The 13,640-nt window shown below is 38.9% G+C and carries 12 protein-coding genes; 9 read left to right on the forward strand and 3 right to left on the reverse strand.

The window, feature by feature from the left end:
- The first annotated feature begins 391 nt into the window (after window positions 1–391).
- From PH4a_RS09170 to PH4a_RS09200, 7 genes are all read left to right on the forward strand, one after another.
- Entirely contained in the window at window positions 392–1,642 is a 1,251-nt protein-coding gene (locus PH4a_RS09170; RefSeq protein WP_129039300.1) for an NRAMP family divalent metal transporter, read from the forward strand.
- A gap of 13 nt (window positions 1,643–1,655) precedes the next feature.
- A complete protein-coding gene (locus PH4a_RS09175) occupies window positions 1,656–2,441 on the forward strand; it encodes a LamB/YcsF family protein (RefSeq protein WP_129039302.1) in 786 nt (261 codons plus the stop codon).
- 3 nt (window positions 2,442–2,444) lie between these two features.
- The gene (locus PH4a_RS09180) at window positions 2,445–3,251 is read left to right on the forward strand and encodes a putative hydro-lyase (protein ID WP_129041864.1); all 807 of its coding nucleotides are present in this window, start codon (window positions 2,445–2,447) and stop codon (window positions 3,249–3,251) included.
- Window positions 3,252–3,265: 14 nt separating this feature from the next.
- Window positions 3,266–4,843 carry a 5-oxoprolinase subunit B/C family protein gene (locus tag PH4a_RS09185; RefSeq protein ID WP_129039304.1) on the forward strand — a complete coding sequence of 526 codons (1,578 nt, stop codon included), beginning with the start codon at window positions 3,266–3,268 and terminating at the stop codon, window positions 4,841–4,843.
- 16 nt (window positions 4,844–4,859) lie between these two features.
- Complete coding sequence (locus tag PH4a_RS09190) at window positions 4,860–6,605, forward strand: acetyl/propionyl/methylcrotonyl-CoA carboxylase subunit alpha (protein WP_129039306.1); 1,746 nt, start codon at window positions 4,860–4,862, stop codon at window positions 6,603–6,605.
- 199 nt (window positions 6,606–6,804) lie between these two features.
- Window positions 6,805–7,599 (forward strand): sulfite exporter TauE/SafE family protein, encoded by a 795-nt coding sequence (locus PH4a_RS09195; protein WP_129039308.1) that lies wholly within the window; start codon window positions 6,805–6,807, stop codon window positions 7,597–7,599.
- Between the two features lie 104 nt (window positions 7,600–7,703).
- A complete protein-coding gene (locus PH4a_RS09200) occupies window positions 7,704–7,934 on the forward strand; it encodes a hypothetical protein (RefSeq protein ID WP_129039310.1) in 231 nt (76 codons plus the stop codon).
- A gap of 38 nt (window positions 7,935–7,972) precedes the next feature.
- On the opposite strand, the gene PH4a_RS09205 is transcribed toward PH4a_RS09200, so the two are convergent.
- The gene (locus PH4a_RS09205; RefSeq protein WP_129039312.1) at window positions 7,973–8,413 is read right to left on the reverse strand and encodes a PACE efflux transporter; all 441 of its coding nucleotides are present in this window, start codon (window positions 8,411–8,413) and stop codon (window positions 7,973–7,975) included.
- A gap of 110 nt (window positions 8,414–8,523) precedes the next feature.
- On the opposite strand from PH4a_RS09205, the gene PH4a_RS09210 reads away from it, so the two are divergent.
- The gene (locus tag PH4a_RS09210) at window positions 8,524–9,426 is read left to right on the forward strand and encodes a LysR family transcriptional regulator (protein ID WP_064718767.1); all 903 of its coding nucleotides are present in this window, start codon (window positions 8,524–8,526) and stop codon (window positions 9,424–9,426) included.
- Here PH4a_RS09210 and narL read toward each other — a convergent pair.
- Window positions 9,423–10,076 (reverse strand): two-component system response regulator NarL, encoded by a 654-nt coding sequence (gene narL, locus PH4a_RS09215; RefSeq protein WP_109406178.1) that lies wholly within the window; start codon window positions 10,074–10,076, stop codon window positions 9,423–9,425. The genes PH4a_RS09210 and narL overlap by 4 nt on opposite strands.
- Window position 10,077: 1 nt before the next feature.
- The gene (narX, locus tag PH4a_RS09220; protein WP_425273732.1) at window positions 10,078–11,922 is read right to left on the reverse strand and encodes a nitrate/nitrite two-component system sensor histidine kinase NarX; all 1,845 of its coding nucleotides are present in this window, start codon (window positions 11,920–11,922) and stop codon (window positions 10,078–10,080) included.
- Between the two features lie 283 nt (window positions 11,923–12,205).
- On the opposite strand from narX, the gene PH4a_RS09225 reads away from it, so the two are divergent.
- Window positions 12,206–13,600, forward strand: a complete 1,395-nt coding sequence (locus PH4a_RS09225; protein WP_064718773.1) for a NarK family nitrate/nitrite MFS transporter — start codon at window positions 12,206–12,208, stop codon at window positions 13,598–13,600.
- Window positions 13,601–13,640: the final 40 nt, after the last annotated feature.

Consider the following 13,640-nt stretch of genomic DNA (forward strand, 5'->3'; position numbering starts at 1 on the left):
TGTCGCATTTCTCACTGATAGAGTTCCCTATTTATTTCTATTTTTATCAACGATCATTAGTCTCTTTCTTCGAAAATTTTAATAATTAAGCTAAATCAGCTATCAATAAAATGCACCATTTTTGATCATGTTAAATTTTGATGCTTTATTTGAGTGCATTTTTATCACTTATTAAGCACGATTAAATGTCATAAAAATGTTAAAAAAGTGATCTTGTTTGCACTTTTACAATCTCATATTTAAATCTATTTGCTTATTTATTCATCTATTATTATTAATTGTTCAACAATCTAATATCATATGATTAACAATATAGATGTTGTGCTCAACAATGGCACGTTAATTGCCTAAGTGATAATAATTAAAATAATGATGATAAAGGGGGTAGCCGATGGCTACACAAGATACTGCAAATACAGCTCCAACTTCGTTTATAAAAAATAGGCGCTCTTCATTAATTGCTGCCATTTTTTTAATGGCGACCTCTGCAATTGGTCCTGGGTTTATTACTCAAACAGCAACATTTACCGCGACAATGGGTGCAGCTTTTGCTTTTGGGATCCTCGCTTCTATTGTTATTGATTACATTGTGCAGCAAAGCATATGGCGAGTTATTACCGTCACTAATATGCGCGCATCTGATATTGCAAATAAAGCCATTCCGGGAAGTGGTTATTTATTAGCCGTATTAGTTATCTTTGGTGGATTGGTTTTTAACGTTGGTAATATTGCGGGGGCAGGATTGGGATTAAATGCCATGGTTGGGCTTGATCCTAAATGGGGAGGGATTTTAAGTGCCTTGCTTGCGATTTATATTTTCTCATCACGTAAAGCCAGTAATTTTATTGACCGGATGATTATTATTCTTGGTGTAGTTATGATTTTACTGACTGTATTTGTCATGATTGCCTCAAATCCACCTATAGGCGAAGCACTAAGACAAACTGTTTTGCCTGATGAAATTAACTTCGCCACTATCACAACTATTGTTGGGGGAACTGTCGGGGGTTATATCTGTTATGCCGGAGCTCATCGACTGCTTGATAAAGGCACAACTGGTATTGAGAACATTGAGGTGGTTTCGAGTGCAGCAACTAAAGGTATTTTAGTCGTTGGTTTGATGCGCTACATTTTATTCCTTGCGATCCTTGGTGTTGTTTCTAGCGGTGTAACGCTTGATATCTCTAGCCATGCCGCTAATCCAGCATCTCAAGCATTTCAACATGCTGCAGGGCTTACTGGATTACGTGTCTTTGGTTTGATCTTATGGGCCGCAGCACTAACAAGTGTTATTGGTGCAGCTTATACCTCGATGTCATTTATTACTGTATTTAAAAAAGGTGTTACTGAACGTCAACGTAATATCGCAACCATTATTTTCATCGCTGTATCATTAGTTATTTATATGGTTATGGGCACGGCGCCTGCGGCGTTATTAGTTTTTGCTGGCGGTTTTAATGGTTTAATTTTACCTATTGGTATGACGTTATTTATTTTCGTTGCATGGCGTCGTAAAGATTTAATGAATGGCTATAAATACCCTGCATGGCTGTTATGGTCAGGCATCATTGTTTGTGCATTAACATGGTATATGGGTGTTATGTCAGTAAGCGCTATCTTCAATTACCTCAATATTGCTTAAGGGAATAACAACGATGATAAAGGCGATAGATTTAAACAGTGATTTAGGTGAAAGCTTTGGTCAATGGACAATGGGTAATGATGCCGCAGTATTAGAAATTGTTAGCAGCGCTAATATTGCTTGTGGGTTTCATGCGGGTTCTCCTGAAGGTATTTTAAAAACATTAAAAGCAGCCAAGCGACACAACACAGCCATTGGTGCTCACGTTGCTTATCCCGATTTAGTGGGATTTGGTCGTCGTAATATGGATATTGCCAGTGATGAATTAATCGCTGATGTGATTTATCAAATAGGTGCCTTACAAGGTTTAGCTAAAGCCGCAGATATGACAGTCACTTATGTCAAACCTCATGGCGCACTTTACAACACTATTGTCCATGATAAACGCCAAGCATTAGCTGTAATTGAAGGAATACTCGCTGTTGATCCTCAGTTAGTGCTAGTTGCATTGGCAGGATCACCATTAATCGCTTTAGCGAAAGAAAAAGGGCTTCGGGTTATAGCAGAGGCTTTTGCGGACAGGGCTTATCATTCAGATGGCACATTGGTTTCACGAAAAAAAGAAGGATCTGTCTTACATGACTCAAAACTTGTTGCACAACGTATGTTGCGACTGGTGCAAGAAGGTGGGGTTGAATCAATTGAAGGCATATTTACACCAATACAAGCAGATTCGATTTGTGTTCATGGCGATAGCCCAGATGCGGTTAATTTAGCAAAAAGCGTCAAAGAACTTTTAGTTCATCATGGTGTAGAAATTAAGCCATTTGCACCTTCTTTAATGGTAAAAAAGGTGTAAATGATGACGATATTAATGAAAGCAACAGCTGATGCAGTGATGCAAGCGCAAGAAGCCAGATTAGCCATTCGCAATGGTTTAGCCATACCTACAGCGGGAATGGCGAAAGGAATGACACAAGCTAATATGATAAGCCTGCCTCGCGATTGGGCATTTGATTTTCTACTTTATGCGCAGCGTAACCCCAAAAGTTGCCCTATTTTAGATGTTTGTGAAGCAGGAAGTTATCACACTATTTTAGCTGAAGGTGCTGATTTACGGACTGATATTCCGCTGTATCGGGTTTGGGAAAATGGCAAATTAGTTAATGAAATAACCGATGCGACAGATATTTGGGCACAGCATCCTGATTTAGTCACTTTTCTGATTGGCTGTAGTTTTACGTTTGAAACACCCATGCTAGACGCGGGTATTGAAATTCGTCATATCACTGATAATTGCAATGTACCGATGTATAAAACAAATCGTTTATGTCGTCCCGCAGGGCGCTTAGAAGGGGAATTAGTTGTTTCGATGCGTCCTATCCCAGCAGATCGTGTCGCTGATGCTGTGATGATAAGTGGCCGTTTTCCCTCTGTTCATGGTGCACCTGTGCATATTGGTGAGCCTCTCGCATTGGGAATTAGCGATATTATGTCACCTGATTTTGGTTCGCCCGTCAGAATAGAAAAAGGTGAAATACCTGTATTTTGGGCTTGTGGGGTAACACCACAAGCAGCTGTTATGCGCTCAGGTGTTCCTTTTGCATTAAGCCACGCACCAGGACATATGTTTATTACGGATGTGCCTGATGCTGCTTACCATGTTTAAAAAGGAGATATCTTATGCGTTTTTTGCCGGTTAATTTATCTCACTTACTTGTTGAGCTTTCATCTTTAAAAGAGACTCTGGCGTTATATGAATCAATAAAACAGGCGGATATTCCTGCGATACAAGACATGGTCCCCGCAGCTAAAACACTGTTAATTCACTATATACCGTGGCTAATAAGTGCCGAAGAACTTGTGTTAATGGTGCGAAAGTTAGAAATAAAAGCCGTGTTATCTCGACAAACTCGATCATTAACGATCCCTGTTGATTATCAAGGGGAAGATCTTAATGAGGTCGCCGAATTATTAGGGATCAGCGTTAGTGATGTGATCCGTAAACATACAGAACAAACTTACCAAGTTGCATTTACCGGATTTGCTCCGGGATTTGCTTACCTTATTTCTGAAGAAACGCCGCTGTATGTTCCTCGTAAAAAAACACCTCGCACACGTATCCCCGCTGGCTCAGTGGGGCTTGCTGGCGAATTTAGTGGTGTTTATCCACAACAAAGCCCCGGTGGTTGGCAGTTAATTGGTACTACCGAAATAAAAATGTGGGATCTTTCTCGTGAACAACCCGCATTATTATTACCTGGTAATGAAGTTCATTTTGTGGATACAAAAAAAGTACCAACAACTATTTCACTGCCAGAAAAAACGCAAAATACTCATTTATCCCCCTTATTTAGTACTCAAGGGCTTTATGTTATTTCAGCGGGATTACAAACACTATTTCAAGATGAAGGACGTATTGGGGCTGCATCAATGGGGGTTTCAGCTTCAGGTGCATTAGACAAACCCGCATTACATGCTGCGAATCGTTTAGTAGGAAATCCCCCAACTTTAGCTGCGCTTGAAATTACGCAAGGTGGGTTAACACTCAAAGCACGACAAGATTGTGTAATGGCATTAACAGGCGCAGATTGTGTTATTAGCTTAAAGCATGAAACAGGTGATATTGAGCGCTTTAGTGGATATCAACCGCTAGATATTCGCTGTGGTGATGAGCTTACTATTGGTGTACCTATTGCTGGCGTACGCAGCTATTTGGCGGTTAGAGGGGGTTTTTCTCTATCAAAAATACTAGGTAGTCACGCGTTTGATACATTAGCGCAAATTGGCCCAAATGCATTACGAGAAGGGGATGTATTACATCTAAATAGTGAAACTGAGCTAAGTGGCATAATTGTTGAAGAACAGCCATTAACTGAATTACCTAAACCAGGTGATACCGTTACGCTTGACGTTATTTTAGGGCCTCGCGCTGATTGGTTTACTACTGATGCAATAAAAACGTTAACCTCGCAATTGTGGCAAGTGACTCCGCAATCTAATCGTATAGGATTACGTTTATTAGGGAACACACCTTTAGAACGAGAGCAAAAACAAGAACTTTCAAGTGAAGGGACTTGTATTGGTGCAATTCAGGTACCAATCAATGGTCAACCCGTTTTATTCCTTAATGATCACCCATTAACGGGTGGTTACCCTGTTATTGGCGCTGTTGCTGAATACCATTTACCACTAGCAGGGCAAATTCCTGTTAATGCAAAAATTCGTTTTAACCCCATCACCCCATTTCAGGAATATTGATAGGAGCATATCACTCATGACAATAACTAACCAAAATAGCAGAGTGAAGCATCGGGTACTTATTGCTAACAGAGGTGAAATCGCTGTTCGTATTATTCGTGCTTGCCAAGACTATGGTGCCACTTCGATAGCAGTTTATGCTAATGACGATATTGATGCGTTACATGTTCGCCTTGCCGATGAAGCTTATGGATTAAAGGGTAATTTACCCAAAGAGAGTTATCTCGATATTGAGAAAATTATCGCTATTGCTCAGAAGGCTAAAGCAACCATGATCCACCCCGGTTATGGTTTTCTTTCTGAACGATCTGACTTTGCAAAAGCAGTTCAAGATGCAGGATTTATTTGGGTCGGCCCTAATCCTGAAACAATAGAAGTACTGGGTGATAAAGTACAGGCGCGTAAAATTGCCCAATCTGTTGGAGCACCATTAGTAAATGGTACAGCTGATCCGGTTAATGATGCCAAAGAAGTCTTCGACTTCGCTAAACAATATGGTTTACCCGTTGCGATAAAAGCCGCATTTGGTGGTGGTGGAAGAGGGTTAAAAATTGCTTATAAAATGGATGAGATTGAAGAACTTTATCATTCAGCAGTACGAGAAGCGGTAACAGCATTTGGTCGTGGTGAATGCTATGTCGAACAATTTTTAGATAAACCTCGCCATATTGAAGCACAAATTATTGCGGATAAATTGGGTAATGTCGTCGTTGTTGGTACGCGAGATTGCTCTTTACAGCGTCGTAATCAGAAATTAGTTGAAGAAGCTCCAGCACCTTATTTAAGTGATGAACAACGCCAACGCATTCATCAATCAGCAAAAGATATCTGCGCTAAAGCAAACTATGTTGGTGCTGGAACTGTAGAGTTTTTATTAAGTGCGAATGGCACTATTTCATTTCTTGAAGTGAATACGCGGCTACAAGTTGAACATCCAGTTACTGAAGAGACTGCTGGCATTGATTTAGTTATCGAGCAGCTACGTATTGCAGAAGGTTTGCCATTAAGTATTGATAAAACACCGGTACCTCGTGGCCATTCCTTTGAATTTAGAATTAATGCGGAAGATCCGGCTAAAGGATTTTTACCTACACCAGGATTAATTACGCATTTTACTCAGCCTTCAGGCCCCGGTGTGCGAGTTGATAGTGGGGTAGTTGAAAATAATCAAGTATCGCGCCAGTTTGATTCGATGATGGCAAAATTGATTGTAACGGGGGCAACGCGTGAGCAGGCTATCTCTCGTGCTCGTCGCGCATTGGCTGAATTTAAAATAGAAGGCGTGGCAAGTGTATTACCTTTTCATCAAGCAATGTTGGAACAGCATGATTTTACAGATGAATTTAAAGTGCATACTCGTTGGATAGAAACTGATTTTAATAGCACTAATTCTCAATTTCCACGTAGTACAGCAGCAAAAAATGAGGAGTTAGTACGTACCTTTATTGAAATTGATGGCCGTCGTCATCAGCTTGCATTACCAGCGCAACTTTTGTCTTTATCTGCGCTAATACCAACAGCAATAAGCATGAGTGATGAGAAAGAAGAAAATGAAAAAGCAGTAACTGCGCCAATTTCAGGTGTATTACATAGCTGGATTTTGTCTGATGGTGAAAATGTGAATGAAGGTGATGTAATTGCAATAATGGAAGCAATGAAAATGGAAGTACAGGTTATTGCTTCTCGTAATGGTGTTTTACAGCAAAAAGCCAAAACGGGTGAATATTTCTCAGCAGAAGCTGTTTTAGCTGAAATTAATTAATCCAATATCAGTAATTCATTGATTAATATTGATATTAATTTTAATTATAAAGCATCTTGGTTTTGTTTTTCAGCAAGCTAAGATGCTTTTTTATAATAACGTAATTCATATTTCTATTTGTTATATCTAATTCCTTTTGGTTATAAGTTATATTGCTTATAATCTATCCATATTTAGAGCATGGTGAAAAGGGAATAAGATGCTGTTAGTAACACAACTCCTCATTGGTTCTGTGATTGGTTTAGTTATTACAACAACAGGTGTTGGTGGTGGTGTTATTTTATTGCCTGTACTTATTTATCTTTTTGGTATGAATGCATTAGCGGCTGTTGCAACCGCTAATTTGCTCTCGATGCTAATGAAATTATCATCTTCTTATATTCATTTTCGTTTAGGCAATATCCCGCTAAAACCGGCGCTACTTATTTTAGGTATTATGTTTCCGGCCACTTTTTTAGCCAGCTATGGCGTAACATGGTTAGGTAACCAACCCCAATATTATGCGCGAGTAGAATCGGGCATAAATATCTTGATGATCGTGGCTATCGTTTTTTCACTCATCCTTTTTTTACAACGAATGATAAGAAAATCTTCTATTGATCCCTTAACATTATTAACACCACCTAGTGCGATAACTGTTTCATCACTACTTGTTCCGGGAATGAGTGCCGGTTTTGTATTAGGTGCGACTGGCGTTGGAGGAGGATTAGTGGTGTTACCTGTATTAATGCGTTTTGCTCAAATGGGAATTAAAGAGGCAATAGGTACCTCTATTTTTATTACCACGATCCTTTCTGGCGGCTCTGCAATTGCTTATAGTGCTGGTGGATATACCGATGTTCATACAGCACTGATCCTCTGTTTAGGTTCTCTTTTTTCTATTCCTTTAGCGCGTTATCTTTTGGTTTATTTATCTGAACGCTTTTTTCAGTATCTTACGCTCTCATTTATTCTGATCAGCATCATAATGATGAGTTGGAAATTGATAAACTAACTTAATGTAATATCGAGTGAGTCAATTTATCTTAGAGAAGCTTTAGTTAGACTGAACCTCACTATTTTATTTCGATTAACGATTAAGTGTGAGTAACTAAAAGTATGAACATCAAAATGGGTGATGAATTTTTAGTTTATATGGCATTAGGTGAAGAGAGCTATATGAAAGAGTATTACCGTGTTATTGAGCTTGATAAAGATTTAGGACAAGTAACAGGTAAATTGCTAAAAAGAACAACAGCAGATGATAAAAATATGGGGTTAGGTCGTTGTGAGTTAGAAGGCGGGATTGAGCAATTTGCGTTAGAAGATATTTATGCGGTTGAAAAGTGATCCTATAAAGGATCACTCTATTTATACTATTCAACACGTTAGGCTACTGGCGCATTTTCAGGTAATGCCGATTTGGGTAATCCAAATACTTTGTCAAAAATCCAATTATAAACAAAGGTATAGCAAGGAATAATAATAATCAGTGCAAAATCCATCACTAATGCTTGCCATAATGAAACATTTAACCACCATGCAATTAATGGGATTAAATAAAGCACCAGCGTTAATTGAAATCCGATAGCATGAGCCAGTCGACGTCTAAACGTTCGAATTCTTGAAATCTGGCGGCTTTCCCAATATTCAAACAGACAGTTATAAATAAAGTTCCAGCTTACTGCAATTGTTGTTATCACTAATGCCAATGGCCCTGTTACTGCGGTTGAGCTATCTGCAAGCAAGGCTAATCCCACCGAAGAAATTATCCAGCCAAAAATTTCATAAGCGGTAACGTAAATAATTTTTCGTTTAATTCCTTGCATCTTGCTCTCTTTTTCTATGGATAAGTGACGTTAAGCATCGTAAGATAAATCAACAAAAATGACAGAAAAAGTCAGCTAGTATCAATTTAACTGAAACATCAGGAGTGAACATGCAGTTCTCTAGTGAACATATTGCGTTATTTTTAGCAGTGATGGACAAAGGTTCTTTCTCTGCGGCTGCACGTTCGTTAAAACGCGTTCCATCGGCAGTCAGTATGGCAATTGCTAATATGGAAGCAGAGTTAGGTTATGCGCTTTTTGAACGATCATCGCGTGAGCCACAACCAACAGAAAAAGCCAAAGCGCTTGAACCTCATGCAAGAATGATTGCCGAGCAATTAAAATTATTACAGGCACATGCTCAGGAATTATCGATGGATCTTGAGAGTGTGTTAAATATCGGTGTTGCTGCTGATATTAACCCAGATTATTTATTACCTGCATTATCAGAATTGACTCAGCGTTACCCACTACTCAATGTCAATGTAATAACGGCAGCGCAAGATGATATTATTGAAATGCTTCATTTGCGCAAAATACAGCTCTGTTTGGTGTATGGGGGAATGTACGTTAATGGTGATGAGCAATTTCAATATTTAGGTTCTGAATCACTTGTTGCCACAATATCAGCGAGCCACATAGCTCTTGCTCATCCAGCAGGTGTATTTATTGAAGATTTAGTGAATGTTCGCCAAATTATTATTGCTAGCCATACTCAAGAATTACGAGATGTACGCTCTTTAGTCGCGACCAACTATTGGCAAACTGACAGCTTCCAAATGGCATTAGGTATGGTTGAAGCAGGTATGGGATGGGGTAATTTGCCTTATTCACTGATTTATACTCAGCTGCAAAAAGGTAAATTAAAACAGCTTCAATTTAAGAATACAAAAAATGAGTTACGTTTGCCTATTCATGCAATGTGGTTAAAAGGGGAGTCATTGCAAAAAGGAGCAAAAGAATTAGTTGAGCTAATGAATATTCATCAGCCCACTATGCCTAATATTAATTAATCAACGCGTTGTTGATGAACCCAAACCGCCACTTCAACACGTGATTTTAATTTCATTTTTTTCAGTAAATGTTTTACATGCACTTTAACGGTGCTTTCTGTGATATCAAGCTTACGAGCGATCATTTTATTCGATAGCCCTTGAGCGATTAATTTTAAAATATCGCGCTCGCGTGGAGTGAGTTGCTCGATATCACGCTCACCTTCAGATCTATCTTCGCGTAATGACTCTGCTAAAATAGGTGTAAGCGCCGGGCTTAATACCATTTTTCCTGCCGCAGCTTGTTTGAGTGAAGAGAGTAGTTCCTCTGGCTCCATATCTTTTAGCAAGTAACCATCGGCTCCGCGTTTTAATGCCGTCACCAGATCGTCACTGTAATTAGAAACACTAAATACTACGATCCGCCCTGATAATGATCTTAATCTCAGTTGATCCAGTGTTTCAAATCCATTCATTCCTGGCATATTAAGATCAAGCAAGATTAAATCAGGATCGAGCTCTTCAGCTAATTTAACGCCCTGAATACCATCGCCTGCTTCACCAACAACAGTGAGAGTATTATCAAGGCTTAATAACTGCTTTACGCCATTGCGTAACATCGGGTGATCATCAATCAATAAAATAGTCGCTTTCTCTGCGATAGATTCCATATTATTCATTACGACTTGCTCCATTTTCGACAGGATCTTTATGAGTAGTTATCAATGGAAATTTAACAAATACTTGGGTACCGCCCTGTTCACGTACCTTGATAGTATAAGAGCCATTTAGGCTATGTGCGCGCTCACGCATAATAATCAGACCATAGTGATTAAGCTTTTCAGGATTAGGTGCAATCCCTTCACCATTATCATTAATTCTTAGTTCAACAGCGCCTTCATGCAGGCTCAGAGACACTTCTGCCCAATTAGCATTGGCGTGCTGTAAAATATTGTTTAAGGCTTCACGAACAATTTGTACCACATGAATACTTTGGTGTGAATTGACACATTTAGCGGGTAACTGATAATCAAAACTAATTGAAAAACCGAGTCGTTGGTTAAACTCATTTAATGTACTTTCTAATGCAGCTAACAGCCCCGGTTCAGTAAGTTTTAAACGAAATGTCGTTAATAATTCCCGCAATTGACGATAGGCTACATTTAACTCTTCTCGCATCTCTTTTAAGAGCTTTTGACAGTTCTCTGGTAAGGTTTCAGATTGCATCTGCAAATAGCTTACTTGCATTTTTAAACATGAGAGCGATTGCGCAATAGAATCATGTAATTCACGAGCAATAGCGGATCGTTCGTCCATTAATAACAGTTGTTGTTGCTGCTCATTTTGTTGCTCCATCGCTAACATCGCTGAAATTTGTTTAATTAACAATAGCATAAGATTATTCTGTTCATCTGTTAGCGTAATATTTTCAGGTAGCTGCATGACAAATAATCCATAACGATGGATTTGATCAGCTAATTCCCAATGTAATAACTCACTTTTTGGTTGTAGCTCAATAGGCAGGTTTTCTTCACAGCGGTCACACTGTTGATCAGGGCAGTGCTCTGGTCGTGATTGAGGTGCTAAATTTATCTCATTAAAAAGAGTGTGATGATTATCTTCGTAGAGTCGAATTTGCAAATAAGCATCGGGAATAATCATTTGTAATTCATGTAAAATTTGTCGTAAACGGGCACAAAGAGGGGCTTGGGAGTGTAATTGTTGACTAGAGTGATATAAATAAGAAAGTACTTGGTTTTTTTGTTGTAAATCATGGGTTTTTTCTACTACTCTTTTTTCTAATTCGCTGTAAAGAGTAGAGAGCTCCTCAGACATCGTATTCAGTGCAATACCTAATGTGGCTATTTCATCATGGTGTGTTCGTTGATGAAAACGTGTAGAGAAATTACCATGGCCAATAGAATTTGCCATTGCCATTAATTGTTGCCAAGGATGCAACAAACGACGGCGAAAATGCCAAACAGAGCCAAAAAGCAGTAATAAGGTAAGGGCAGTAAAAATAAGTTGAGTATAAGCCACCAGCCTAATTTTTTGCTCTGTTAGCTGATCAATACTAAGCACTAATTTATCCAGTTGTGCGACAAAACTAATGACCTCTTGCTGCACATCTTGGGGTTGTTTAGCCGATAATAACGTAGGTTTTAGTGTTTCTTTCCAATAGTGAGTCAGAGTACTGTATTGTGATTTTAACGATGATGTACTAATAACCTGAAGCAGTTCTTCGCTATCTAAATCACGTTCTAATTCATCAATATAATAACGATGAGCTTTATCTAAAGGCAAAGATGCTAACAAGCGGTAGCTCTGCATACGTAAAGAGCCAGACTTATTTATCGCATGAGCATTTCCTTGAACACTTAAAACAATATGGTTAGAGATAGCCATGCCCACGACACCTAATAAGGTGAATAGCAGCATTAATATTGCGATTTGATTAATTATTGAAAAACGGTAATTCCATCGTACTCGGTTTACTGTCATCTCTATATTTCCCATATTTATTCTGCTGCTATCTTGCCTTAAAAACTCATTAAAAGTCACATACTACTAAAGTATTACCCCTTAATAGACAAGGTGAATAATTTCATTGGTAAATTATAATGACTTTACTTTAATTTATTGATTATTAATACAAATATTAATGTAATCCTATTAATACTTAGGTGGGTATTAGCATTTTAGCTTAAAAATCAAACAAATGTTTGCTTGATTCAGATCATGACTCGTTAACAATTCTAATCGTAAAAAGGTGCCAATTTAATTGTTAATAGAGGTCGCTATGGCACTCACTCAACACCCGGAAAAAATGAGAAAAGGGGTGATCGAAGACTGGCATCCTGAAGATAAGGCTTTTTGGGAAAAAACAGGTCAAAAAATCGCTTCACGTAATTTATGGATTTCAGTTCCTTGTTTACTTTTATCATTCTGCGTATGGATGCTTTTTAGTGCTGTGGCAGTTAATTTAAACAAGGTCGGTTTTAATTTTACCACTGATCAGCTATTTATGCTGACGGCTCTGCCTTCTGTGTCAGGCGCGATTTTACGCGTTCCTTATTCCTTTGTTATTCCTATCTTTGGTGGCCGTCGTTGGACTGCAATTAGCACCATTTTCTTGATTATTCCTTGCTTATGGTTAGGCATGGCAGTTCAAGATACTAACACCTCTTATTCTACCTTTATTGTTATCTCACTATTGTGTGGTTTTGCTGGCGCAAATTTCGCATCAAGTATGGCCAATATCAGCTTTTTCTTTCCTAAAGCACGCCAAGGTGGTGCATTAGGTTTAAATGGGGGTTTAGGTAATCTGGGTGTTAGCGTTATGCAGTTAATCGCACCATTAGTTATTGGTGTGGGTGTTTTTGCTATGTTTAGTGGCCCTGGTGTTCTACAGCCAGATGGTTCTCGTTTATGGCTAGAAAATGCAGCATGGGTTTGGGTACCCTTTTTATTAATTTTCACCTTTGCTGCTTGGTTTGGCATGAATGATTTAGCCGCAAATAAAGCCTCATTAAGCCAACAATTACCGGTACTGAAACGTGGTCACTTGTGGTTATTGAGCATTTTATATTTATGTTCATTTGGTTCGTTTATTGGGTTCTCTGCCGGTTTTGCCATGTTATCAAAAACCCAATTTCCTGATGTGGTGATTTTGCACTATGCGTTCTTTGGACCTTTATTAGGTGCTTTGGCACGCCCGGTTGGCGGCGCGTTATCTGATAAGTTTGGTGGTATTAGAGTCACGCTGATTAACTTTATTCTTATGGCTATTTTCTCCGCTCTGCTTTTCTTAACCTTACCTGAACACGGTGCTGGTGGCTCTTTTATCGCTTTCTATGGCGTATTTATGGTGCTGTTTTTAACCGCAGGTTTAGGCAGTGGCTCTACTTTCCAAATGATTGCTGTCGTATTTCGCAAGATCACTGTTGACCGTATGAAAGCACAAGGTGCAACAGATGAGGCTGCTCAAAAAGAAGCAGTAACAGAAAGTGCTGCTGCCCTTGGTTTTATCTCAGCCATTGGTGCGATAGGCGGTTTCTTTATTCCAAAAGCATTTGGTACTTCGTTAGCAATGACAGGCTCACCTGCTGGGGCAATGAAAATTTTTGTCCTGTTTTATATCGCCTGCGTTCTGATTACTTGGTTGGTCTACGGACGCAATCACAACAAAAAATAATGACAAATTATATGCAATGTGAGCGCTATCGTGCGCATTG

Origin of the sequence: Proteus hauseri (assembly GCF_004116975.1) — a bacterium.
In the GTDB taxonomy this organism is placed as follows: Bacteria; Pseudomonadota; Gammaproteobacteria; order Enterobacterales; family Enterobacteriaceae; genus Proteus; species Proteus hauseri.

Excerpts from the sequence above, each read along its gene's own strand:
- PH4a_RS09195 (WP_129039308.1), top strand. The coding sequence starts at position 6,805 with ATGCTGTTAGTAACACAACTCCTCATTGGTTCTGTGATTGGTTTAGTT.
- PH4a_RS09180 (WP_129041864.1), top strand. The coding sequence starts at position 2,445 with ATGACGATATTAATGAAAGCAACAGCTGATGCAGTGATGCAAGCGCAA.
- narX (WP_425273732.1), bottom strand. The coding sequence starts at position 11,922 with ATGGGAAATATAGAGATGACAGTAAACCGAGTACGATGGAATTACCGT.
- PH4a_RS09185 (WP_129039304.1), top strand. The coding sequence starts at position 3,266 with ATGCGTTTTTTGCCGGTTAATTTATCTCACTTACTTGTTGAGCTTTCA.
- narL (WP_109406178.1), bottom strand. The coding sequence starts at position 10,076 with ATGGAATCTATCGCAGAGAAAGCGACTATTTTATTGATTGATGATCAC.
- PH4a_RS09175 (WP_129039302.1), top strand. The coding sequence starts at position 1,656 with ATGATAAAGGCGATAGATTTAAACAGTGATTTAGGTGAAAGCTTTGGT.
- PH4a_RS09225 (WP_064718773.1), top strand. The coding sequence starts at position 12,206 with ATGGCACTCACTCAACACCCGGAAAAAATGAGAAAAGGGGTGATCGAA.
- PH4a_RS09205 (WP_129039312.1), bottom strand. The coding sequence starts at position 8,413 with ATGCAAGGAATTAAACGAAAAATTATTTACGTTACCGCTTATGAAATT.
- PH4a_RS09210 (WP_064718767.1), top strand. The coding sequence starts at position 8,524 with ATGCAGTTCTCTAGTGAACATATTGCGTTATTTTTAGCAGTGATGGAC.
- PH4a_RS09190 (WP_129039306.1), top strand. The coding sequence starts at position 4,860 with ATGACAATAACTAACCAAAATAGCAGAGTGAAGCATCGGGTACTTATT.
- PH4a_RS09170 (WP_129039300.1), top strand. The coding sequence starts at position 392 with ATGGCTACACAAGATACTGCAAATACAGCTCCAACTTCGTTTATAAAA.
- PH4a_RS09200 (WP_129039310.1), top strand. The coding sequence starts at position 7,704 with ATGAACATCAAAATGGGTGATGAATTTTTAGTTTATATGGCATTAGGT.